At 34.0% G+C, this 25,561-nt stretch carries 21 protein-coding genes; 4 read left to right on the top strand and 17 right to left on the bottom strand.

The features are described from left to right. Positions 1–24 precede the first annotated feature (24 nt). The 8 genes from AC1VAQ_RS04380 to AC1VAQ_RS04415 all read right to left on the bottom strand — a co-directional run bounded on the left by AC1VAQ_RS04380 (position 25) and on the right by AC1VAQ_RS04415 (position 9,713). On the bottom strand, positions 25–615 hold the full coding sequence (locus AC1VAQ_RS04380) for a cyclase family protein (RefSeq protein ID WP_302597105.1): 591 nt from the start codon (positions 613–615) through the stop codon (positions 25–27). Between the two features lie 879 nt (positions 616–1,494). Continuing rightward, entirely contained in the window at positions 1,495–2,829 is a 1,335-nt protein-coding gene (locus AC1VAQ_RS04385) for a sensor histidine kinase (RefSeq protein WP_302597104.1), read from the bottom strand. A 2-nt stretch (positions 2,830–2,831) separates the two neighbouring features. Continuing rightward, positions 2,832–3,533, bottom strand: a complete 702-nt coding sequence (locus AC1VAQ_RS04390; protein WP_302597103.1) for a LytR/AlgR family response regulator transcription factor — start codon at positions 3,531–3,533, stop codon at positions 2,832–2,834. A gap of 277 nt (positions 3,534–3,810) precedes the next feature. Next, entirely contained in the window at positions 3,811–5,163 is a 1,353-nt protein-coding gene (locus AC1VAQ_RS04395) for an MATE family efflux transporter (RefSeq protein ID WP_302597102.1), read from the bottom strand. Positions 5,164–5,365: 202 nt separating this feature from the next. Further along, positions 5,366–7,345 (bottom strand): methionine--tRNA ligase, encoded by a 1,980-nt coding sequence (gene metG, locus AC1VAQ_RS04400; protein WP_302597101.1) that lies wholly within the window; start codon positions 7,343–7,345, stop codon positions 5,366–5,368. An 827-nt stretch (positions 7,346–8,172) separates the two neighbouring features. Next, entirely contained in the window at positions 8,173–8,727 is a 555-nt protein-coding gene (locus AC1VAQ_RS04405; RefSeq protein WP_303243852.1) for a hypothetical protein, read from the bottom strand. 84 nt (positions 8,728–8,811) lie between these two features. Next, positions 8,812–9,135: a DUF1540 domain-containing protein gene (locus AC1VAQ_RS04410; protein ID WP_302597099.1), complete on the bottom strand. Its 324-nt coding sequence runs from the start codon at positions 9,133–9,135 to the stop codon at positions 8,812–8,814. Positions 9,136–9,167: 32 nt separating this feature from the next. Beyond that, positions 9,168–9,713, bottom strand: coding sequence for an NADH peroxidase (locus tag AC1VAQ_RS04415; RefSeq protein ID WP_302597098.1), 546 nt, complete (start codon positions 9,711–9,713; stop codon positions 9,168–9,170). Positions 9,714–9,908: 195 nt separating this feature from the next. On the opposite strand from AC1VAQ_RS04415, the gene AC1VAQ_RS04420 reads away from it, so the two are divergent. Next, a complete protein-coding gene (locus tag AC1VAQ_RS04420) occupies positions 9,909–10,883 on the top strand; it encodes a bile acid:sodium symporter family protein (protein WP_479903514.1) in 975 nt (324 codons plus the stop codon). 407 nt (positions 10,884–11,290) lie between these two features. Here AC1VAQ_RS04420 and AC1VAQ_RS04425 read toward each other — a convergent pair whose 3' ends face one another. The 4 genes from AC1VAQ_RS04425 to AC1VAQ_RS04440 form a co-directional block, all read right to left on the bottom strand. Then, positions 11,291–11,740, bottom strand: a complete 450-nt coding sequence (locus AC1VAQ_RS04425; protein WP_302597096.1) for a DUF5680 domain-containing protein — start codon at positions 11,738–11,740, stop codon at positions 11,291–11,293. Positions 11,741–11,945: 205 nt separating this feature from the next. Then, the gene (locus AC1VAQ_RS04430; RefSeq protein ID WP_302597095.1) at positions 11,946–13,937 is read right to left on the bottom strand and encodes a methyl-accepting chemotaxis protein; all 1,992 of its coding nucleotides are present in this window, start codon (positions 13,935–13,937) and stop codon (positions 11,946–11,948) included. 148 nt (positions 13,938–14,085) lie between these two features. Next, a complete protein-coding gene (locus AC1VAQ_RS04435) occupies positions 14,086–15,267 on the bottom strand; it encodes an SAM-dependent methyltransferase (protein ID WP_302597093.1) in 1,182 nt (393 codons plus the stop codon). 163 nt (positions 15,268–15,430) lie between these two features. Beyond that, positions 15,431–15,997, bottom strand: a complete 567-nt coding sequence (locus tag AC1VAQ_RS04440) for a hypothetical protein (RefSeq protein ID WP_302597092.1) — start codon at positions 15,995–15,997, stop codon at positions 15,431–15,433. Positions 15,998–16,089: 92 nt separating this feature from the next. Here AC1VAQ_RS04440 and AC1VAQ_RS04445 point away from each other — a divergent pair, with 92 nt between their 5' ends. Continuing rightward, entirely contained in the window at positions 16,090–17,643 is a 1,554-nt protein-coding gene (locus AC1VAQ_RS04445; protein ID WP_479903515.1) for a putative polysaccharide biosynthesis protein, read from the top strand. A gap of 45 nt (positions 17,644–17,688) precedes the next feature. On the opposite strand, the gene AC1VAQ_RS04450 is transcribed toward AC1VAQ_RS04445, so the two are convergent. After that, positions 17,689–18,978 (bottom strand): aminotransferase class V-fold PLP-dependent enzyme, encoded by a 1,290-nt coding sequence (locus AC1VAQ_RS04450; RefSeq protein ID WP_479903516.1) that lies wholly within the window; start codon positions 18,976–18,978, stop codon positions 17,689–17,691. 305 nt (positions 18,979–19,283) lie between these two features. Here AC1VAQ_RS04450 and AC1VAQ_RS04455 point away from each other — a divergent pair, with 305 nt between their 5' ends. Then, positions 19,284–20,945 carry a phosphoenolpyruvate carboxykinase (ATP) gene (locus tag AC1VAQ_RS04455; protein WP_302597089.1) on the top strand — a complete coding sequence of 554 codons (1,662 nt, stop codon included), beginning with the start codon at positions 19,284–19,286 and terminating at the stop codon, positions 20,943–20,945. Positions 20,946–21,214: 269 nt separating this feature from the next. Here the strand turns inward: AC1VAQ_RS04455 and AC1VAQ_RS04460 are convergent, their stop codons facing one another. Together AC1VAQ_RS04460 and AC1VAQ_RS04465 are read right to left on the bottom strand one after the other, a co-directional pair. After that, entirely contained in the window at positions 21,215–22,384 is a 1,170-nt protein-coding gene (locus AC1VAQ_RS04460; protein WP_302597088.1) for an iron-containing alcohol dehydrogenase, read from the bottom strand. A gap of 381 nt (positions 22,385–22,765) precedes the next feature. Then, positions 22,766–23,356: a DUF1836 domain-containing protein gene (locus tag AC1VAQ_RS04465; RefSeq protein ID WP_302597087.1), complete on the bottom strand. Its 591-nt coding sequence runs from the start codon at positions 23,354–23,356 to the stop codon at positions 22,766–22,768. Positions 23,357–23,525: 169 nt separating this feature from the next. Between AC1VAQ_RS04465 and trhA the strand changes: the two genes are divergently transcribed. Continuing rightward, the gene (gene trhA / locus AC1VAQ_RS04470; protein ID WP_302597086.1) at positions 23,526–24,173 is read left to right on the top strand and encodes a PAQR family membrane homeostasis protein TrhA; all 648 of its coding nucleotides are present in this window, start codon (positions 23,526–23,528) and stop codon (positions 24,171–24,173) included. 75 nt (positions 24,174–24,248) lie between these two features. Here trhA and AC1VAQ_RS04475 read toward each other — a convergent pair whose 3' ends face one another. After that, positions 24,249–25,151: a hypothetical protein gene (locus AC1VAQ_RS04475; protein ID WP_302597085.1), complete on the bottom strand. Its 903-nt coding sequence runs from the start codon at positions 25,149–25,151 to the stop codon at positions 24,249–24,251. A gap of 35 nt (positions 25,152–25,186) precedes the next feature. After that, entirely contained in the window at positions 25,187–25,333 is a 147-nt protein-coding gene (locus AC1VAQ_RS04480) for a hypothetical protein (protein WP_302597084.1), read from the bottom strand. Between the last annotated feature and the right edge of the window lie 228 nt (positions 25,334–25,561).

Raw genomic sequence — 25,561 nt, forward strand, 5'->3', positions numbered from 1 at the left:
ATATTCTAAGGACTTTCTCTTTCTTTATATTTCACTTTCCGCTTTAGGCTGAACAGCTACTACTCTGCACTTAACCCCTGTTGCTTCTGGATCTTCATGCCACATTGTTAATACCTTGCATACTTCCTGCGGTCTGATTTTATCAAGGTTTGTAAGGTTCTCTACAACAAAGGTGCCGCGACTTAAAAATATCTTATCAGCTTCGGCATGCTCTTTGCCCTTTCTTAGGTCTGCTGCATCAATCCCTACAAATTTAACGCCTTCCATAGCTAGTTCTTGAATAAGTTCCCATGATAAATTCGGTCCCTCACTAAAGTATAAACCACTACCATACGGATGTCTTTCTATAGCTCCTGTACGGATTAATACGAAATCTCCAGGTTTTACATAATCTAAGTCAATATCGTCACAAGTAATTTCTCTATCTTGTATATGGCTTACATCAAATAATATCCCTCTCGTTTGCATATAATCTAGTGGCACTTGAATATCCCCATATACATCAAAGTGCGTTCCTACATGTCCCATAACTATATCTTTTTTTAATTGTGCTTCCGCCATCTTGTAAACACGGTTTGTTTTTTTCACTTGAAGCGTTAAGTCAATATACTCCACCTTGTACCTCCATAGCCCATTTGCCATATGTTCTTTAACTCATTATAAGTTAGTTTCCAGTATTTGTCTATTAACTATCCTCATGAGTAACTTGTTTATATTTACATTTTAACTATGACACATGTATTGTATTTATTCAAGTTTTAACATATAAAAAAACAGCCATTCGTTATCTGCTTCGAATGACTGTCTTTTTTTGACCTTTAGCATCTCCGTTACTAAAAGTCGCCCCATAATTTGTTTGCCTCAATATCTATTTCCTGGAGTTAATATAACACACCATTAATCATTTACATATATTTATTGTACGAATGTACATTTTTATTGTTTAAACTGCTTTATTTAATTAAATAATAATTTATTTAATTTATAAAACAACAAAAAACAGTCATTCGTTATCTGCTCCGAATGACTGTTCTTTGACTCTTAGCATCTCCATTACTAAAAGTCGCCCCATAATTTGTTTGCCTCAATATCTATTTCCTGGAATTAATATAACACATTACCAGTTACCTACATATATTTATTGTATGAATGTACATTTTTATCGTTTAAACTGCTTTACTTAATTAAATAATAATTTATTTAGTTAAAAATCACACTTCCATTCTATAAAATACAAAAGCAACCATAACAAAGAAAAGCAACCATTTGTTATCTGCTCCAAATGGTTGCTTTTCTTTGTTTACAACATATACTTTGACTTCTTAATAGTACAAACTTAATTAACAAGTCTCCCCGTTTATTGCCTCAATATCTATTTCCTAATGTCACTTTAGCATGATTGTTCCTTCATTGCCACTTATGTTGTTTAAATAGATATTTTCGTTGTTTAAATAGATACCTTCATTATTTAAATAGATACCTTCATTGTTTCAACTACTTTTTAGGCGCTTGCATAGGAATGACTAATTTGAGATAAAACTCATCTACCTCTTCATTTATAATATATTCGCCTTCATATTTCTCTAAGGCTCTTTTAATATTTTTTAATCCTAAACCATGTAACTTCTTATCTTTCTTTTGGGTTACTAATAGATTATCAATCCATTTATTCATATGTTCTTTAGAATTTCTAATCTTGACCACCAAAAAGCCTCTGATTACTTGACTTTCCATATGAATATACTTTTTAGTATCACCACTTGTAATTCTATCACAGGCTTCAATAGCATTATCTAGTGCATTTGCAAATATGCTACATAAATCCTTATCCTCCACAAAGTCACACTTAGTTAAATTCAAATTGACTTCAAGTTCGATTTGTTTTTTATTACACAGGATGCTTTTCTGCCTTAAAATAGCATCTACAACAGAACAGCCTGTTTTATAAGTCACCTTAGTTGTCTGTACATCTTTTTCTAATGCATTAATATACCTTGCAAGCTCTTCATGTTCCTTAGCCACTTCTTTAATACAAGCAATATGATTATTAATATCATGGTATAGTAATCTAATGCGTTCTTGTTCTGCCTCTAAATGTGAGTAATACTCATATTCCGACTGGGAGCGTTCTTGAGCTTCTCTGCGCTCCATCTCCAATTCATAAAATTTAGCAAGTCTAACGGCGCTAAAGACTATTGCAGTATTCGCTAACAATAGTCCTATTTCCATATATATTAACGGTTTGGCAAATACCTCAAGACTAATGCCATGCGAATTAGCGTAATAAAATGCAATAACCATTATTGTAGAATTAATCATAATCGGTATTAAAACTCCTGCACATGACCAGCTATCATGCCTTATACATATTTCTAGTCGTTTATAGATATGCATTTGGCCAATGAGTACTATCCCTGTAAATATTATTCCTATAGAATATATAGTTCTTAGATGTATAAAATTTTTAGGTATCTCTAAAGCATAAATTTCATAAATAATGCTCTGCGTTAATGTTTCACTCATAATAATGGTTGCTACAAAACTTACTAATAAAATCCATCGCTGCACTAATGAAGCCCCATAAGAACATGTTAATGCTATCCAAATGGCACCTGCTCCCACTAGAAATAATACGAGGATACTTTCATCACTTAGCCTAATCAACATGACTACAACGAATAACATAATACATAAAATATTATAAAGTGCTTTATGGATTTTAATGTCTCCTATCATTTGTGATAGCACTCTAAAAACATATACTTTTACAAGTGATAATATACATACATCTGCCCATCCCCATAATATGAAATACTCTTCAGGAATCATCCTCATTCTCCAATAATTTGAGCCAAGGCTTTTTTAAGGTCTTTAACTTTGAAACGACTAATAGGTACTTCATTTCCAGCAATAATCAAATATTCTTTTTCAATCCCCTCGATATATTGCAGGTTAACTAAATATCCTCTATGACATCTAAAAAATTGTTCTTTATCTAATCGTTTTTCTATTTGACCTAGACTTATATGCGTATCATATATCTTCTGTCTTGTATGTATATTAACTTTTCTTCCATATGTTTCTGCATATAGAATGTCATGAACTAAAAGTTTATAAGAAGCATATCCACTTTTAATCCAGATATATTCTTCTTGTTTCTTTAAAATTGTTTGTATGCATGGTTTAACTTGTCTCCTGAATTCTTCAGCAGAAATGGGCTTTGTCAGATAACGTTTTGCATTTACTTCATATCCTTCTTGCATATAACTCGCACTCCCAGATAAGAAAATAATATCTATTTCTTCATCAATTTCTCTTATCCTTCTTGCAGTTTCCATCCCTGTTAATTTTCCCATTTGTATATCTAAAAAGATCAGTTGTGCCTTCTGTGAATAATTATTAAGCAACTGTTCTCCTGTTTCATATTCAATAAATTCATGTAAAACTTCTAATTCATTTAGTATAGGTCCTAGATATTTTTTAAGCTGCTCCCTATGAGCTTTTTCATCCTCACAAATTATAATTGTAAACATACTTTCATCCTCACATTTACCTTTTTAAACTTTAATTATTTTTAATTATATTTTCTATACTAATGAATAAAGATTCCTAGATAATCTTAATTTATATTTTTATGTATACTAACATTATATTATCGGCATAAAGGCTTATCAACTAAAGTATTTTTATGTAAAAAATTGAATATCATTCAAATTTTAAGTGAAGTAGATTTCTTGCTTATCCTATTCCATCAAGCCTGTAAAAAAGGGATTGTGATAAAAATAAATTAATCACAATCCCTTTGAAAATTTATGCAATTAGATTTTTGAGCCACTTCCCTGATTTTAGGCGGGCTAATTCAAATGGTATTTTTACGATTTCTTCTGTACATACTAAGAAGAATACACTATATACCGGTAGTTTAAAGGCTACGGCACCTAGAAATGCTAATGGTACCGAATACAACCAAATTGTTCCTGCTTGTACAAGCATAGAATATGTTGTATCACCGCCTCCTCTAAATACACCAATAATCATGATGGCATTAAACGTTCTAAGCGGCATGAATACAGCCATTACACGAAGGACTTTAATTGCTGCCACATAAGTCTCTGGTTTAATATTAAACCAACTCACTACAATAGGTGCTAATAACCACATGGCAACACCTAATGCAATGCCCACAAATGGTGTTAATTTTGAAACATGTGAGGCATATGTATGTGCTGTATCCTCTTCTCCTGCCCCAATCTTATTACCAATCATAATAGCTGCTGCAGTTCCTATTCCTGTTAGGAATATAAAGAACATATTGATGAGTGTTGTACATATCTGCATTGTTGCAGAAGCATCTGTACTAATTTTAGCATAAGCTACAGCATATGCTGCTGAGCCAATTGAGAAAACAAGTTCATTTACGATAACAGACCATGATGTTTTAAAATACATTTTCAGAGTCTCCATATTAAAGTCTATTAACTCTTTAAACTTGGCTGCTACTTGATTCTTACTAAGGTACACAACACCCACTATAAATACAACTTCTACAAGTCGTGCAATAGTTGTAGCCAATGCTGCACCATTTACACCCATTGCAGGAAATCCAAATTCACCAAAAATTAATATCCAGTTTAAAACAACATTAACACCTACACCAATAAGACTGGCAAACATAGGTACTTTCGTTTGCTCTGTACTTCTAAGGGCAGATGAATAAGCTTGTGTAATCCCCATGAATAAACAACTTATGGCTACTATTTTAAGGTAACTTACACCTAATTCTATTACAGCTGGATCATCTGATAAAATATCCATTACTATATGTGGTGCAAAGAATGCAATGCCCCCAAATAATAATGAAGCCATCATACCTACTGTTAAGTCCACACCTAAAAATGTTCTTATCCCTTTTAAGTCACGACTCCCCCAAAACTGCGACATAAATACACTTGCACCCGCATTAATTCCCATTAGACAAAGTGTAAACACAAACATATACTGGTTAGCAAGCCCTACAGCTGAAATGGCTGTTTCTTGCAAACTTCCTACCATCATTGTATCCACTAAGTTTAATGAAGATGTAATAAAGCTTTGAAGTGTAATAGGTATCGCAAGCATAAACATTGTGCTTAGGAATGCTTTATCCTTAAATACCTTCTTCATAAATCTTCCTCCTCAAATTCATATTTGAACATAAAAAAAGAGACAGCTAATGGGTAGTCAAGCCGCCCATCTGCTGTCTCATATATTAATGTTATCTTGTTTTTAATTTAACCATAAACATTATGGTATAGGTTCACATAAAAGTCAAGTCTTATTTTAAGCTTTTGACTTTTTTCCATAAACTTCTATGGGTATAGGTTAATTAGCGTACAGTTGCCCCGCTTACCATTTCACCAAGAGGTCCTACTGCTACTAAGTTGCCATTGTCATCAGATGCACAAAGTACCATACCTTGAGAAAGAATGCCACGAAGTTTAACTGGTTTAAGATTTGTTACAACGACTACTTTTTTACCAACGAATTCTTCTGGTGTATAGTATGCTGCGATACCAGATACGATTTGTCTTACCTCTTCACCGATTTTAATTTTAGAAACTAAAAGTTTATCAGCTTTTGGCACTTTTTCACATTCAATAACTTCACCAATTTTAAGTTCAACTTTTGCAAAGTCATCAATTGTAATTTCTGATACTTCATCTACTTGTTCTTCTTTAGCAGCTTTTTTATCTGCTTTTTTAGCTTCTTGTTTTGGTTCTTCTTTTTTCTCTGCTGTTGGCGCATGTGCTTCAAGTACTGCTAATTCTTTTTCTTTATCAATACGTGGGAACATGTTTTCACCTTTTTTAGCTGCTACTGCTTTTGGAAGTGTGCCAAATGTATGGATTGAATCCCATGCAGTAAGTTCGCCTCTTGTGATGCCAAACTGTGCCCAGATTTTTTCTGGTGTTTGTGGCATAAATGGCTCAATCATGATGCTGACAATACGAATAACTTCTGAAAGTGTGTAAAGTACACCAGCTAATTTTGCATGATTTGCTTCATCTTTTGCAAGTACCCAAGGCATTGTTTCATCAATATATTTGTTCATTCTTCTAATAATTACCCAAATATCTTCAAGGGCATTGTTGAAGAATAATTTTTCCATGTTTGCTTCCATTTTAGCGATTTGTTCTTTAACAACGTTTTGAACGTCAGCATCAAACTCATTGCCTTCTTGTGCTTCTGGAAGTGTACCGAAGTATTTTTCAATCATGGCAACTGTTCTTGATGTTAAGTTACCAAGGTCATTTGCAAGGTCAGAGTTAATTCTTGAGATAAGTGCTTCATTTGAGAAGTTTCCATCCTGACCAAATGCGATTTCACGAAGTAAGAAATAACGAATCGCATCACTGCCATAACGTCCTACAAGTACACTTGGATCTACTACTGTCCCTTGAGATTTACTCATTTTACCACCATTGATTACAAGCCATCCATGACCAAATACTTGTTTTGGAAGTGGAAGGTCAAGTGCCATAAGCATTGCTGGCCAAATGATTGTATGGAAACGAATAATTTCTTTACCTACTAAATGTACATCTGCAGGCCAGAATTTCTTAAAGTTGCTATCATCTGCTTGTAAGTACCCAAGCGCTGAAATATAGTTTGATAACGCATCAAGCCATACGTATACAACGTGACCTGGATCGAATTCTACTGGAATACCCCATTTGAATGATGTACGAGATACACATAAATCTTCAAGACCTGGTTTTAAGAAGTTGTTAATCATCTCATTTTGTCTTGTTTGAGGTTGAATGAATTCTGGATGAGATTCAATGTACTCAATAAGACGATCTTGATATTTAGAAAGCTTGAAGAAGTAAGATTCTTCTTTTACTTTTTCTACTGGTCTACCACAGTCTGGACATTTGCCATCTACTAATTGGTGCTCTGTGAAGAAACTTTCACATGGTGTACAGTAAAGGCCTTCATATTCGCTTTTGTAAATATCACCTTGGTCGTAAAGTTTTTTAAAGATTTTTTGTACTGTTTCTTTGTGCTCTTTATCTGTTGTACGAATGAATTTATCATAACTGATATCCATAGTTTTCCACAGATCTTTAATCCAGTCTACAATATTATCCACGAATGCTTGTGGCGTAACGCCTTCTTCTGCTGCACGTCTTTCAATTTTTTGACCATGTTCATCTGTTCCTGTTAAGAACATAACATCATAACCGCGAAGACGTTTATATCTAGCCATAGCATCTGCTGCTACTGTTGTGTATGAATGTCCAATATGAAGTTTATTACTTGGATAATAAATAGGTGTTGTAATATAAAATGTTGGTTTACTCATTTTCCTTCACTCCTTTTTAATATTAACTTTTCACTTTTCATTTTTCACTTTTCACTAATATTTTAGCCACTTAAAAGCAAAAAAGCCTCGCCTCTATGATTGCTTAACACATTTTCATAGAGACGAGGCATTATATACACTCGTGATACCACTCTAATTCATTTATGTCTCACGACATAAACCTTAGTAAGTACGACTACTAAGCATTTGTCTGCTTTGATAGCTTATACTTTGTTGCTATAACAGGCAACCCCTGTTGCAGCCTAGACCTCTAAAAGCCTATACGCCTTAATAACGTATTTTATAGAAGTTGTCGGTGCACCACTCCAAGACCATCTTCAATCTATTCTACTTGCTTCTTTTCAGCTGCCGAAGCTCTCTTTGAAAGTCTCCTAGATTTACTCTTCTTTTCACAGCGTTTGTCCTTTAATCTTTGCTATTTTATCATAGTTTACCCATTTTTACAAGATATCCATACACTTTAAACATAAATAATTTATATCATCATTCAAAATAAAAGGAGTCAACATATACTAAATATTGTCGACTCCTTTCATTAAATTCACTTGCACATTGCTATATATTTTACGACTACTTACCTATAGATTTCACATTTATAAATTTTAGTTATTCATAGTTTTTAGCAATGTGAAATCATTAGGAGAAAACAATTTACGTACATGTATATTTCAAGGTTTTAGTTGTTTTCTCTATATAGATTTCACATTTATAAATTTTAGTTATTCATGATTTTTAATCATGTGAAATCATTGTGAGAAACCTATTTATGTGATGTATATTTTAAAGCTATAGTCGGTTTCTCTATATTAAATGAATTTTAAACTTCTAATAATTAATGGTAAGTTTTCTCTATTAGTCCAAACAATTAGATAAGAATACGGTATCCCCTCTACAATAATAGGTTTCTTATACTGTACAACGAGTGCCACGTCCCTATCACTTATAAGTTCTCCCTGATCTTCTGAAGGTATAATCTCCCTAGCTGGCTGACCATCTACCGTTAACCTTCTAACTGTTGGATTAGAACCATATGGCATATATGGCTCATTAATCTGCTCCTGTACAGCTGCATCTATATCATTTCCATTACCTTCAAATCCACTTACTTCGAAAAATCCACTTGGTCCTTCGTATTTATTTTCATAACGTGGATTTTTGTTCCAACTTGATGGATATTTAAAAGTAACGCCATATTCATCACTAATATAATCATCTAACTTAGATTCAAATATATTTGTAATTGGTGTTTGCTCATTAGGGCTGCCTTCTCTTCCTTCACTCTTACTAATAAAAGTGCCTCCAGATAAACTCTTAAGAGCAAGCGTACCTAATCCTATAGCTGAAATTATCTTATAATTCATATTGCTACCTCATAAAAATATGCTTCTATAATATGATATTTTTTGAGCCAGTAATATGTTCCCTAAAATTGTTAATTAAATCCTTTATTTTTTCTTAAAGCTTAAACAGTCCGTTTCTGTATAAATATCAGCTTCAGTTTTGCTGCCTACTTGTATCTCATTAAGCGTACAATGTTCTGATGTGTTATAGACACAAGTATCAACGCGGCAAAGAATTGCATCAATATCTCCTCTATTGTTGGTATATTGTGCTAAATCACTATAACCTAATCGATTAAGAAAGGTTCCACAACATGTACATCCTGAATCTTGTGAACCCTTTCCTCCTATATTTACAATACTTGCACAACATCTTTGTTGGTCTTGATTATAAGAACATGTTCCTACACTACAACTAATTTTTGGCATATTTTTGTCCTCCTTAGTGCTCCTTAAATAAACTAGTCTTTAAAATATCTGTCTAATAGGCCTTTAAAAGCACAACCATGTCTTGCTTCATCTTTTGCCATTTCATGTACAGTATCATGAATAGCATCTAAATTTTGTTGTTTTGCTAGTGTAGCAAGTGCTTTTTTACCTTGACAAGCACCATATTCCGCATCAATTCTAGCCTTTAAGTTTGCCTTAGTGTCCGCTTTCACCACTTCACCTAAAAGCTCTGCAAATCTAGAAGCATGATCTGCTTCTTCGTATGCAATGCGCTTATATGCTTCAGCAACTTCAGGGTATCCTTCTCTATCAGCTTGTCTTCCCATAGCAATATACATACCTACTTCAGTACATTCACCCATGAAATTTGCTCTTAAATCTTCAAGAATTTGTGGATCAACACCATCAGCTACAGCAATTCTATGTTCATCTGCCCACTGTAACTCTCCTTCCATCTCTTTGAACTTATCACTACCTGCATTACAAATAGGACATTTTTCTGGAGGTGCATCTCCTTCATAAATATAACCGCATACGGTACATACGTATTTCTTCATTGTATCATCCCTTCTTGTTATGATTTCACGTATAGGGTTATTATTCCTTTTATATTTCCTTTTATTCCTAATTTATCCTCCTATGTTTTTAAATCATCTTAGGTTGAATATTTAATATATTTTATTTATTAATATATTTCATTTTTATTCATAAAGTTGTATAATAAAACAAATTTATTTTTAGGAGGAGTATTTATGGATGCTTTAAAAAAATGTAGTCAATTTTTATCAAGACAAACTTCTATATTCATTATCATTATTGCCATTTTTACCTTTATTGTGCCTAGTTCATTTGCTTGGGTAAAGGGGAATACACAAACTATTATCTTAGGCATCATTATGCTTTCAATGGGTATGACACTTACCGTAGAAGATTTTAAGATTTTGGCACAAAGACCTCTTGATATCTTCATCGGGGCAGTAGCTCAATATACACTCATGCCACTCATTGCCTTTACAGTTTCAAAAGTACTTAATCTTTCTCCTGGTATTGCTGTAGGCTTAATTCTCGTAGGATGCTGTCCTGGCGGTGTATCTTCTAATATCATGAGTTTCTTATGTAAAGGAGATGTCCCATTCTCTGTAGGTATGACCACAGCCTCTACACTTCTTGCACCAATCCTAACACCTGTTTTAGTTCTTTTACTAGCTGGTGAAACAATTGATGTAAGTGCTATGGCAATGTTTAAGTCTATTTTGCAAGTTACAATCTTGCCTATTGCTGTTGGTTTCCTCTTAAACTACTTCTTAGGTCAAAAGAAAACCTTCAAAGATATTCAAGGCGTTATGCCCGGCATCTCAGTAATTGGACTCGCTTGTATCGTTGGCGGTGTTATTTCATCTAACGGCAGTGCCTTCTTTACATCAGGTATCACAATCTTCATTGCGATTTTCTTACATAATACACTTGGTTATATCTTAGGCTATACAGTAGGTGTCCTTACTAAAATGTCTCCAGCAAAAAAACGTACTATCTCTATTGAAGTAGGTATGCAAAATGCCGGTCTTGCTACAAATCTAGCGTCTGCTCACTTCAGTGCACTTCCAGAAGCCGCCGTAGCTTCAGCAGTATCTTGTGTATGGCACTCTATCACAGGAACACTTCTAGCTGGACTCTTTATCAAACTCGATCAAATCAAAGAAAAGAAAACTGCTCCAGTGATTGAGTAAAAGAACGGCCTCCAGCCAGCCGCTGAGTGGCGGTAGGAGGGGCATAGATAAAATTAATAATGCCACTTATCTACACCCACCAATGTTTTTAGCAGCAGCTGGCGTCGGTATGTTTTTACGCAATACCCCCGCTTCCACAGAAAGTGAACTTATTATCATAAGAGAAGACATGTATGAAACTTCGTTTCATACATGTCTTCTCTTATTCTTTATCTCTTTAATTATTTTTACTATTTAACCTGACGCTATCTCACTCTATCGCCTGAAAATCTGGCATTCCCCCTCAAGGGGCAAAGAGATGTATTTGCTACTGGTCTGCCTTTGGAGAGATTTGATGAATTGCTTTAAATTCTAAGTTTAGCGATTTACAAATCCCGTAAACAGCAGCTAATAGCAATTACATCTCTCTATTTAATTAGCCCGCCTTGGAACATTGATTCATATACTTTTTCACCTTTGTACATGATTTTCTCGCACCCTACAAACCATTCAAAGTCGCCTTCTACTCGGCATTTGTATGTATAATCTCCTTTTACAAAAACTTTTGGCCCTCTATAAGGATATTCTGGTGTACTTTTCTTTAATGCTTCTTTTAAAACACTTATATCAAAGTCTGGGCTTGTAGCTCTGCCAGTATAATTAAGTCCCCATACTGGTACATTATCCTCCCATAAGGCTTCTTCTCCTACAAATTGTTCACTTCCCAGATAGGTATCAATATATTTAAGGTCATCTTTTTCATACAAAAAATCATGTGAAGTTGGTCTTGTACCTCTTACCTCATTCTGCTGTGCTGCATAGGTATTTTTCTTAGCCTCACATAAAAATTCAATTAATGTTTGTTTATCTGTATTCATATTTTCGTGCCCCCTTTTACCCTATTGAAGTTTTAATAAAAAGCATGTTCTATTTATTCTATTGTAACATTTCTTAAATAATAACCCTAGCTATATCTTTTCTCTTTACCATAGAATAAATAAGTTATTTTTTATAAGATTTGTTAAAGGATTTAAAGTATTTATGTCGTAGCCCTTAAGGCAAGTTCCACAAAACGCTTACACATTATGCTTGCAGTCTTTTGACTTCTTCTCTCATAAGCGTTACCGCCTGACTTAATGCCTCCACAGCTAAGTCCACCTTGTATGCTTGATTTTTAGCATCATCTGCAGTCGCTGAGATTTCCTGAGTAGATGCTGTTACTTCTTCAGCTACTGCTGTTGCACTTTCTACACGTTCTATAATCTCATTTTTCTGTTTAGCTACATTTTGTGTCTTTTCATTAATTATTTCAATAGCTTCTATCGCTTCTTGTATGGCAGCTCCTATATTCCTATTACTTGTAAGTGTCTTATCAATGTTGCTCATTTGTCCATCGACTTCTGCATTTAAAATCGTTGTACTTGCAATCATAATATCAGCTTCTTTTTCAACACCTTTAATTAAATGATTAATTGTTTGAGATGACCCTTTAACCTGTTCTGCTAACTTTCTAATTTCTCCTGCAACTACTGCAAAACCTTTTCCTGCTTCTCCCGCCCTAGCTGCTTCAATAGATGCATTAAGTGCTAAGAGATTTGTCTGCTCTGCAATCCCATTAATGATTTGTGTAATATTTGTAATCTGAGAAATATTATCGCTAAGGTCTTGTATTTTTTGAGTAAATTCCTTAAACACACATCCTGTAGCACTTACCGAATCAATTAATCCAATCGTTGTTTTTTCACCTTCTTTAACTACCTCATTAATACCCCTAGCCTTATCAACAATAGCTGAAACAGTATCTACTACCTCTTGTAGCTGTCTCCCAAAATCCTCTATAAATACGCCAATATTTACAAGATCATTAGATTGTTCTGTGACGCCTCTAGCTACCTCACTAGTTGCCTCAGAAATACTAGAGGAATTTTCTAATACATTTTGTGCAACACAAGTTAAGCCTTGTACTTCTTCTGTAATATGCTCTGCATTATATTGAATCCCCTCTATCACTTGTCCAACTGCATTTCTTACACTCTCCATTGCCTGTGCTGCTACAGCAATTTCTCCTTTTTGTAGAAATAACTTCTCATCTACAGGTGTATAAAAATCTCCTTTTTCAAAAGTATTTAAATGATTGGTAAGTCCCTCTATTCCTTTACCAATTTTTCTTGCAATACTATATACAATTATGAGTGAAATGATTGTTATTACAATCGACACCCCACCCACTAATGCCATTAATACATTTATGCTACTTAATAGATTCTGAGTAGATTCAATATGGGCTAAAGACCAATTTGCCATTTGAATAGGTGCATAACTAATATAGTTTTTTTCACCCTTATCATCTGTATACATAACTGTACCCTCTTCGCCTAATAACATACTCGTATAAATCGCTTGCATCGCATCTTCTTTATCCGAATTTTGAATCGTTATCTTCTCTGGAAAATCTTCACTACTTGCTACAGATTGTGCAATAACTCTCCCATTGCTATTATCTAACAATATAAATGTCCCTGATACCTGCTCAATCTGCTCTATGAAACTTTTCATTTCATAGACTCCCATTAACACGCCTATAATATTTCCTTCCTTGTCTTTAATTGGTGCACCTAAAGATACAGTTTTTCCTTCCCCCCTATCAATAATGCTAGAATATGTAGTTTCGCCTCTCTTAGCCATTTCATATTCATTAGCTCCTGACACCTTTAATAAGAATTTTCCAGATTCATCATATAAGTTTCCCTGTAAATCTACCAATTGTAGATGCTGTAAACCTAAATTTTGAGCTTCCTGCTCTAAAACTTTTCCTTTTTCCTTTATTGTACTATTGGGATCACTTAGTTCTGGTCTTCTAGCAACTACTTCAATAAGTCTCTTATTAGATTCTAATTGATTTTCCAACGTTCTTACTAACTGTGATATTTGTAAGTTTAAATTTCTCTCCTCTCTCCGAATGATCAGATTACTACTTATATTGGAAGTTATCCCTCCTATAATAAGTCCAAAACCTACAATTAACACACCAAAGTTTCTTACTAATTGTACTTTTATACTCTTTGTCTTCTTCATGTTGTCCCCCTAAAGTATAATATAGTATTATTATACTTTATTTGTAAATTAGTGTAAATTATAATAACTAAAACTATTTTACACAAAAATATACATGAATCAAAAATTGTAGAAAATGCCACAATTTATCAATTCATGTATAAAAACATTAATCTTTATATAAATAATCTCTCGTTTCAGGTAAGCTATTGTTAACGCCTTTTGTAAAAACAATTTGGTGTAAATCTACAACACCATTATTAAAGCTAGCTGCACACGAACACAAATACATGCGCCACATACGTATAAAACGTTTATCAAACATTTTTCGTATTTGGTCAATATTGCGTTCAAAGTTATCATGCCAATAAAGAAGCGTTCTAACATAATGCTGTCTTAAACTTTCTACATCTCTTACATAATAACCATAGTCTGCTGATAAATCTAAGATTTCTCTCAAACTTGGAATAACTCCTCCTGGGAAAATATACTTCTTAATCCATGCATCTCCAGGATGTTCTTTAAGCCCACTAATATAATGTAGTAAAAATACGCCCTTTTCCTTAAGCACTGCATCTACGCTCTTGAAAAATTGTTCGTAGTTTTCTCTACCTACATGTTCTAACATACCTACACTTACAACGCGGTCAAACTTACGTTCCATATGCTTTAAATCTCTATAGTCCATAAGTTGTACTTCTAAGTATTCTTCAAGTCCTTCTTCTGCAATACGTTGTTTAAATTCTTTGCATTGTTCCTTACTTAAAGTGATGCCGAGGCCATGCACCTTATATTTCTTTGCTGCTTCAATTAATAAAAATCCCCAGCCACAACCTATATCCAAAAGACTCATTCCCGCCTGTAAATTTAATTTCTTTAAGATATAATGTACCTTGTTAGTTTGAGCCTCCTCTAGCGTATTATCCTCTTCCTTAAAGTAAGCACATGAATAACTCATAGTAGGGTCTAACCATAATTTATAGAACTCATTGCCTATATCATAATGAGAGGCAACTTCCTTCTTTTGGTTTCCCTTAGAAACAGAAGTATATAAAATCTTCTTCATAGCATGTTTGTCTGTAATGAACTTACTTTGATATTTGAAGATTTCATCTAAGGCCATCACTAAGTCGCCTTCTATTTCCATCTCACCATTCATATATGCTTCACCTAGAGCTAAGGATGTACTCTTTAAAAGGTCTTTATAGGGGACAGGCTTATGAAAAACTACCTTAAATTTAGAGGGCAAAGTGCCAATGTGAAATTCTTCTCCCGTTTCAAACATAACATCGAAGGCTGTGCCATCAAAACGGTTTAGAAACTTCTTCATCAATGTTGCTTGCATACTCATTTATCTCACTCCTTTTATAGAAGTATCTCCTTATATTTCCAAAAATACACAAACAACGCTTAATTTCTTAAAGTTTTTCTTTAACCTTACTTAAACACCTACTTTAATACCTACTTTAACCCCTATTTGCCCCTTTATAAATGCTATTTTATAGCTTATTTTTCTATATTAGATTATTTTCCTTTAAATATGCATATGTTTCTTTGTAAGCTCTCGTTAAAACGCTCCCACCATAAATTGTTTTTTTCTTACCATTTACCACTCTTTCACACTTCCCGAAGTAAACAATTTCTTCGCCGTAATATTCATCTAAAGAGGCTGTAAAATAGTAATCTTTTGCTTTTTCTTCTCCAAACTTTATGAAAAGCTGGCTATGACAATCCTCTTCTAAATTACCTGCTTCCTCTGCTTCTCTTACGAAGAATTTGTAAACGCAAAAACAGAAAAAGGCTGCTTTATCTGCTTCTTCTAAATGGTCAAATAAAAGATTATGTAAATATTTATTTCCTACATAATCTGAGCATAGTATCTCCTTACTTCTAGCATAAGCAATAAGCCCGCTTACAGCTGCTTCATCATTATCTAACTCTCTATTAATGAGTGCTTCTGCATCACTTTTTGTAATACCTTCTGGTAAGGTAAGACCTATTGTCTTTGCATATTTCTTTTGTCTATCTACTACTGGTCCCAACTCTACACGATTAGGGAGTTTTTCTCTTTTTGATTTCATGTTATTACCTCATCTTTTTATTTTTTAACGGACTAAAAAGGATTTGTCCACATATACTTTATTTAAAATAGTTTATATTGGAGGAAATGAATGTGAAAGAGCAAGGCCTTATTACAAGTACTATTATCTTGACCTTTACATCTTTTTTTACCCGTACCTTAAATATGATTTCCATTGTATTTTTATCTAATATGTTAGGCTCTGAAGGCATGGGGCTTTATCACCTCATCGTCTCTTTTTATATGATTGCTATTGTGTTTGCTTCTGCTGGTCTTAGTACCTCTGTTTCAAAAGTCGTTGCAGAAGAACTTGGACAAAAGCATCTACATAATGTGTCTCGCGTTATGCACGTAGCTTTAAGTTTTAGTGTTATCTTAAGCTTCCTTGTGGGTACTGCTTTCTTTTGGCTTGCACCTTTTATTGCCACTAACTTTGTCCAAGATGAACGTGCTATTTTAAGTCTACGCATTTTATCACTGAGCATCCCTTTTATTGCATGTTCTTCCTGCTTTAAAGGATACTTTTATGCAACTAAAAAAGCAAGCCTCCCCGCCAGTAGCGAAATGATTGAACAAGTTGTTAAAGTAGGGCTTACACTTCTTATACTAAGCTTAAAACATACTAGTAATCAAGTTTACACCTATGGCCTTATTGGCCTCTGTCTCACTATTGGTGAAGTTGTCTCTTGGAGCTCTCTCCTTTCACTCTATATATTAAGCCGAAAACGTGTCTCTTACACCATTGAAAGGCCTTCTTCTTCTAAAGACCTTTTTAGCAGACTTCTCAAGGTTGCACTTCCCATTGCTGCCATCTCCTATGTCTCTTGTATTTTTGTATCTGCTGAAAACATCCTTATTCCTTCTGGCCTTAGAAAATATGGGGAGAGTTCTGCGGTATCACTTAGTTTATATGGCATGTTAAAAGGTATGGTTATTCCTATACTCTTTTTTCCCTCTGCTTTTTTAACAGCCTTTTCTACAACACTTATTCCTGAAATTGCAAAGGCAAATATATTAAAGCAAAAAAAACGTGTTAACTACACTGTAAACAAAGTTATTCAATTCACCTTCATGCTTAGCCTTTTTGCTGCCAGTTTATTCATTAACTATGCTGATGAAATAGGCCTTGTCCTTTATCACAATAAACAAATTGGCAAAATGCTACGTATCTTAGCTTTAATTGTACCATTTATGTATGTAGAAGTTGTTACGGATGGCATCCTAAAAGGCTTAGGAAAACAAGTAAGCTGCCTCAAATATAGTATTTTTGACACACTATTTCGTATTACAACGATTTATTTCTTCTTACCTATCAAAGGAATTTCTAGTTTTATAGGTATTATGATTATTAGTAATATTATGACCTCTACCCTTAACTTCAATAAACTACTAGACTCTACCAAGCTTAAGGTTCAAGTCTCTAACTGGATTCTTAAACCTCTTCTAGCAGCCTTAGGCGGTGCAACTTTTTCCAAACTTATATTAAACCTATGCTTTCACTACAATCTAGCAACTACCCCTATCCTCATTTTGGCCCTTATTCTAAGTTCCTTAATCTACCTGCTTCTCCTCTTCATCATTGACTGTCTCCGCAAAGAAGACTTCATCAAACTAACAACTCTTCTTCACCCCAGCTATGAAGAATAAAGGAGGCCATAGGCCTCCAATCTTTTATTTTTTATTTTTTATTCGTTACTGATAATGCTTCACAATGAACTCCACTGTATCCAAAAATTCATCCACTTCTTCCTCCGTGTTATACAATCCAAAGCTGGCACGAATCATACCAGGCTTTTGAAGACGTGGTTTTTCTAAATATCTATATCTCTCTTTATCCGTCACCCCTAAAAGTCGCATAACATAAGGTTGCGCACAAAAGCACCCTGTCCTTACAGCTATTCCCCTTATTTCTTGAAGTAATCTACCAACCTCGCTATGATGAATACCTCTTATATTAAAAGGAACAACACCCACTCTATTCTCCGCCATCGGATCGCCGTATAAAATGATTCCTGGTATCGCACTTAATCCATTTATCAATTGCTTCCTAAGTACACTTTCATGACGCTCTATCTCCTCAAATCCAATAGTTTTCAAAACAGTCATAGCTGCCACTATAGACATCACCCCTAAAAAATTAGGTGTTCCTGCTTCATCCCTTGCTCCAGTATCCTTATAGTAAACATCATAATCAAAAACAGCCTCAACTGTTCCTCCACCTTGTAAAAAAGGGACCTTATTCTTTAAAAACTCTTTCTTCGCAATCACCACACCACTCCCAAAAGGTGCATACATCTTATGTCCAGAAAATACTAAGAAATCTATTGCCTCTTCTGGGACTTCCCCTTTAATATCAATTTCTCTATGGGCAACAAGTTGTGCAACATCCACTATTAAATGTGCACCATATTGATGAGCTATTCTAGCCAGCTTATGAATATCTGCTGTATATCCCGTAACATTACTTGCTGCCGTCATTGTTACATATTTAATCGTCCCTAATGATCTTTTAAGTATATATTCCATTTCCTCTAATGCCACTTTACCTTCTTTATCCACTTCTACATACAATACATTTGCTAATCTTCGCCAAGGCAAATCATTTGCATGATGTTCCATTCTCGACGTTAAAACCTTGCAATTACTACGGTCACATAACATATTCGCTAGTAAATTAATACCTTCCGTAGTGTTCTTAACGTAAATAACTTCATATCCATCTTCCTCAGAAACATTAAAAAAATTTAATACTTCTTTTTTAGATAATTCATAGGCTCTCGTACAATATCCAGACTTATGACCACCACGCCCTACTGAGCCATACATAAGTATATTTTCAGACACAAAACTATCTACCTGTTTAAATGGTGGTGTTGTTGCACCATTATCGAAATTGATAGGAATAACCTGCTGCCCATTTTCTAGCTCTATAGGTACCTCAATGCCATTAAACAATTCGCGATAATTCTTTTTTTGCCTCATTATGCAACCCTCCTCAAAAAAATATATTCAATAAACCACCTTTTATGAATCTTATACGTCTATGTAGGACATGTTTGTCAAAAATTATTTTAGTTATATATTTTTTAGAATATATTATAGTTTTTAATTTTTGTTATATTATTGTATAATTTTATTAAATTTTATATTGTTTTTTATTGACTTTTAACTTCTAATATCAGATAATTAGTTTGTAAGAAATTTAACATTTCTTGTCGTATTAGTTAAGGTTATATATTATATAATAATTTATCTTAAATCAAATTATTTTTAAGGAGGATTTACTCATGGCAACAAAAGCAAGATTCCCTAGAACTGAAATCGGGGCAGACAACCCAATTTTCAACTCAATTCGTGCAACAATCGAAACCGCATTCTATGGTAACAATGTAGTTCCTGTAAACTCTTTGAAAGAAGCTTATAAATATGCAAAAGAAGCACCTGGTACAATCGTTACAGATATGCCAGTATATAAACCAGAATTAATTGGTCTCGATGAAGACGCTAAAATTCTTCTTTTCAACGATGGCGCTGTAACTGGACGTACTGCTGCTGCTCGTAGAATCATTGGAGAAGCTGGTGTAGATGTTAATGAATACAGACTTAAAATTAGTGAAGCTATTTTCCAAGGTAGAACTAAAAAAATGTGCCACGCACAAGCTGTTGTAGGTCTTGATAAAGATTTCACAGTAAAAGCTCACCTTTGCATCCCTGCTACATATGCTAATAACATGTATTCTTGGCTTCTTAACTTCCAAGTAATTAACGAAGAAGTAGCTAAAATGTATAATGAGTCTAAACTATACGATAATGAAGGCGACCTTTACATTTACTCAGATCCAGATTGGTCACATCCAGATCACCCACTTGGACTTTGTGTATTTGATACAGCTCATAACTGTGCTTGTATTCTTGGTCTTAGATACTTCGGAGAACATAAAAAAGGTACACTTACACTTGCTTGGGCTATGGCTAACCGTCACGGCTATGCATCTTGCCACGGCGGACAAAAACGTTACAACTTACCAGGCGGTAAAAGCTTCGTAGCTGGTGTATTTGGTCTTTCAGGTTCTGGTAAATCAACTCTTACACATGCGCGTCATGATGGTAAATATGATATTACAGTTCTTCATGATGATGCATTCGTTATTTCTGGAGAAGACGGTTCTTCAATCGCACTTGAACCATCTTACTTTGACAAAACAGCTGACTATCCACTTACATGTGAAGACAATAAATATCTTGTATCACTTCAAAACTGTGCCGCTACACTTGATGAAGATGGCAAAATCGTTCCTGTTACAGAAGACGTTCGTAATGGTAATGGGCGTGCAGTAAAATCAATTCTTTGGTCACCAAACCGTGTAAACAAATTCAACGAGCCAGTTAATGCTATCTTCTGGATTATGAAAGACCCTACACTTCCACCAATCGTAAGACTTAGTGGTGCTGAACTTGCTTCAGTAATGGGTGCTACACTTGCTACAAAACGTTCAAGTGCTGAAAGACTTGCTCCTGGAGTAGATCCTAATGCTTTAGTTGTAGAACCATATGCTAACCCATTCAGAACATATCCACTTGCAAACGACTACATTGCATTCAGAAACTTAGTAGCAGAGAAAAATGTAGACTGCTATATTATCAACACAGGAGAATTCATGGGCAAAAAAGTAACTAAAGAAGTTACTCTTGGTGTACTTGAAGCTGTAGTTGAAGGAAAAACAGAATTCAAACAATGGGGACCATTCAGCGATATCGAAATCATGGAAGTTGAAGGTTTCGTACCAGACTTCTCAGATAGCAACTACGTTGAACAATTACAAAAACGTATGCAAGAACGTGTAAACTTCGTTGCATCTCGTGAAACAGAAAAAGGCGGATTTGATAAACTTCCAGCTGACGCATTAGAAGCATTACAAAAAGTTGTAGAGGAATCAAAACGTGCTTAATTATTAAATTTTGCATTAAAAACAAAGTTAAATAAATCGTCGAAAAAAGGTCGTAGGGAAATAGTCTCTACGACCTTTTTTCGTTTTCCTCCCTTCACTTTTGTTTTATCATATACATAGTGTGGGTAAGTTAGTATATCTTTTTTGAGCTCGACTTCGACCAGAGGGAGGGAGATGGCACAAAATATATACTCACTTATCCACACGGACCTTTTCCATAAAAAAAGCCAGGTGGCACTTTCGTGCAACCTGGCCTCTTCTCTTTTTATTTAGAATGTAACATCTACGCCGTAGTAACAGCATGTAAGGACTTTTTTCATGTTTTCTACATCTGTTTCACGTGGATTAGAACCTGTACATGGATCTTCTACTGCATGTTCAGCAATGAAATCAGCTGTTTCTTTGAATTTATCTTCGCTAACGCCATATTCTTTATAGCTGTTAGGAATATTTAATTTTACATTTAATGTTCTAATGGCATCTACTAATGAATTAATAAGTTGTGCATCAGTTCTGCCTGGAAGTCCCATAACTCTTGCAATATCTGCAAAACGTTCTGGACAAACTTTCGCATTATACTGAATGACATAAGGTAACATAATTGCATTACAGCAACCATGTGGAATTTCGTATTGTGCACCAATTTTATGTGCAAGACTATGTACAATACCTAAAAGTGCATTTGAGAATGCCATACCAGCAATACATTGTGCGATATGCATTTTACCTCTAGCTTCTTTATCTTCATTATAAGAAGCTACGATACAGTCATAGATATCTGAGATAGCTTTAAGTGCTAAGCCATCTGAGAACTCAGAACGAGCTGAAGCTACATATGCTTCAATGGCATGTGTTAAAGCATCCATACCTGTATGTGCTGTTAATTTTTTAGGCATAGTAAGTGGAATGTTTGTATCCAAAATAGCTATATCTGGTGTAATTTCAAAATCAGCTAATGGATATTTAACATGATTACTATAGTTTGTGATAACTGAGAATGACGTTACTTCTGTTGCAGTACCACTCGTAGATGGAATAGCAACGAAGATTGCTTTATTTCTAAGCTTAGGTAATCCAAAAGGTACTGTTGCTTGTTCAAAAGTCATTTCAGGATGTTCGTAGAAAATCCACATTGCTTTTGCTGCATCAATTGGAGAACCACCGCCAATTGCAACGATTACATCTGGACCAAATTCTTGCATGGCTTTTGCACCACGGAAAACAGTTTCTACTGAAGGATCTGGTTCTACACCTTCAAATAGCATGACCTCAATACCTGTTTCTTTAAGTACATCTTCTACTCTCTGAAGAAATCCGCCTCTCTTCATTGAACTGCCACCTGTTACTACAATTGCCTTCTTATGACCTTTAAGATTTGAAAGTTCTGAGATTGCATCAGGACCAAAATAAAGATCTCTAGGAAGAGTAAATCTTGCCATATTTAATTCCCCCTTGTCTTATAATAGATACACATAAAATGCTCGTTATTTTATTAACATTTCTATAATATTCTAACACTTAAACTTTCTTCTTTCAATATATATTAAATTTTTCAGTACTATTTAAATTATTTTTATTAATTTTTAACATTTAATTTCATGTATTATGTCCCAAAAATATCTATTGCTTTTTCCAATTTTATAGAGAAACCAACTAAAACATTGAAATATACATGTACGTAAATAGGTTTCTCTCAATGATTTCACATGACTCAAAATCATGAATAACTAAAATTTATACATGTGAAATCTATAGTATAGTCCAAAATAAAAAAGTACCGTGAAACTACTCATAAGTTCACGATACCCTCTTGTTCTTGATTAGTATTTTTTTATTTTCTCGTCAATAATCTTTTCTGCTAATCGTTTATAATAGTTAGCCTTTTGTGTTAATAGAATTGCCATAAGCATATCCTGTGTAGTCTCGTCTTGAATCTGCCCTTCTAACATATCCATACTCTCTATTTCTTGCTTTAAATCATTATTAATTGTATTGACCTGCGATTCAAAGGCACTCAGTCCTTTTTCTTTCATCCTTAAATAAATCTTATAAATGTCACTTAATTTCTTAGCATCTACTTCCCCATCTTTAATAATCGTTCCAAATATTTCTTTAATGTCCGATATCGTAAGAATTTGCTTCATTTCATACAAAAGAATCATCAAGATGATATGCTCCTTTGTATATTTCTTTTTCTTAGCGGGCATTAATAACTTATCCTTAGCATAATTATTAATCATCGTTTTAGTTAGTAGCTTATCTTTCTCATTACGCTTCGTATGGGCTAATTTTTCCTCAAACAGTGTAATCACTTGATCCATATATAAATCTATATTAGGAATGCTTTCTATTTCTATAAGTTCATTTAACTTTAATGATTTAATCATATCATCTATTAGCTGTATTTCCATAATAACCTCCCTCCTACCCTATAGTTTTTATAATACACATGCTCTTTTTAAAAATCAAGTTGAATTATTTCTTTAACTATATTGACTAGCTTAACTGCCTTGTGCTATATTGTATATATAACACAAAGTAGTTTTAAAAACTACTTAAAATCGTATTGGAGATGATTTGATGAAACAATATGTTAGAGAACCCGTTAATGCTTTTACTCATCTTTTTGGGGCTCTACTTTCACTAATCGGTACACTATTTATACTTAACTTTAGCCATGTGGCTCATTCACTCACAACTACAGCAACAGTTTGCGTACTTATATTCGGTATCAGCCTAATTTTATTATATACAACAAGCGGTATCTACCATTTAGTCAAAGCTAAGGATGCAGTTATTTTACGACTCAAAAAGCTCGACCATTCTATGATTTTCGTTTTAATTGCAGGTTCTTATACTCCATTTGCTATGCTTTCCTTAACAGGTGCTTGGAAATGGTTTATCATTATTACAGTTTGGACTCTTGCAATTGTAGGCATTACTTGTAAGATGATTTGGATTGACATGCCTAGATGGCTCTCTACAGCTTTTTATATAGGTATGGGATGGATTGCCTTATTTGCGCTTAAACCACTTTATCATGCATTATCACTAGGTGGTTTCTTACTTCTTATATTAGGTGGTGTGATGTATACAATCGGCGGCGTTATATATGGTCTCAAGAAACCAAATATCTCACCCGATTTTGGCTTCCATGAAATTTTCCATATCTTCGTTATGCTTGGCAGCCTCTGTCATTACTTAGCCGTTTTGTATTATGTACTATAAACAAAATAAGAAGGAGATGATACGAAACTATAAAAATAGTTTCGTATCATCTCCTTTTTGTCATGTTCTACTAATCTAATTGATTAATTGTTCGGCAGCCCTATTTTGCGACATCCCTTTTAATCCAATACAAATTAAATCTGTTACTATAAAGACACAAGTAGCTATAACTACTACCATTTGAGGTGTCTGTGCTTCCATCTCAATCACTAATATCAGCCACCCCAATATAATATAGTGTACAAAGTACATCATATCTACATTCCTACTCCATCTTGCAAACATACTATATACTTTTTGCGGTATAATTTTTACTATGTAAAAACAAATACTTATCCAAAATAGCGCAAATGTACCTAGTATCATATTCCCCATAAGGTCATGATGATAATAAGCCCCTTGATAAAGTTCCCCAAAGGCACCAAATTGAACATTATTTATATAAGCATAAATCCATAATGGTACTGATAACATTCCCATGCTCACTAAAAGCCTGCGATAAAATACCTCTTTGTCCTTACATTTTATCAGAAACTGTCCAAAGAAATACCCTAATATAGGATAGAAGATCCATGTTAGAAATGGAAACCATGAATAATCATTTGTTCCCCAAAATAGACCTGCTATCGTATTAGTTACTTTATTCTCAAAAGAAATATCTCTTAAGATTAAATTTAAAGTAGCCATACCACACCATATCACAAAGAGGTATTCATTCTTTATCTTAAATTGTTTAACTAAACCAAAGAATATAAATGTTAATCCTGCAAAGGCTAATATATCTGCTCCCCATAAATATTCCCATGCAGCTTGCTTATACATTACATCGCCTGTCCTTGCTGCTAAAATCATATAAGGAATAACCTCTCTTAACACATTCAGTATATATCCTAGTACTAGTAATTTACCCCCTCGATTTAATAACGTCCTTCCATCACTTCTTCTAGAATATACAATTCCTACACCTAATGCTATCATAAATACTGGTGCAGCTGGAGGACTTCCAAAAAATTCTACAACCCTTTCATATACCTCGCAGACCCTTGATAAATTTCCCCTGCATGCACTAACACCATAAAAATGATTGCTAGTCCCTTGGCAAAATCAATTTCCTTTTGTCGTCCTAGATTTACTTGGTCCGCTGAAAAAATTTGATTCATACTCTAATTCCCCTCACATATTTAATCTCTCAAAATTAGCATATAATTAAACACTAAAAAAACTTCAAACTAATATTTAATTTGCTAATTCAACATATTATATTTTACCATTTTTTTACTTTTTCTCTACTTTTCCCATACTTTTTTTAGTTAATCAACATAATTTTCATTAATATAATCGAGTAGGAGGATAACCATTAATTGATTATCCGACCTCTCACACCACCG

Source organism: Cellulosilyticum sp. (assembly GCF_982396655.1).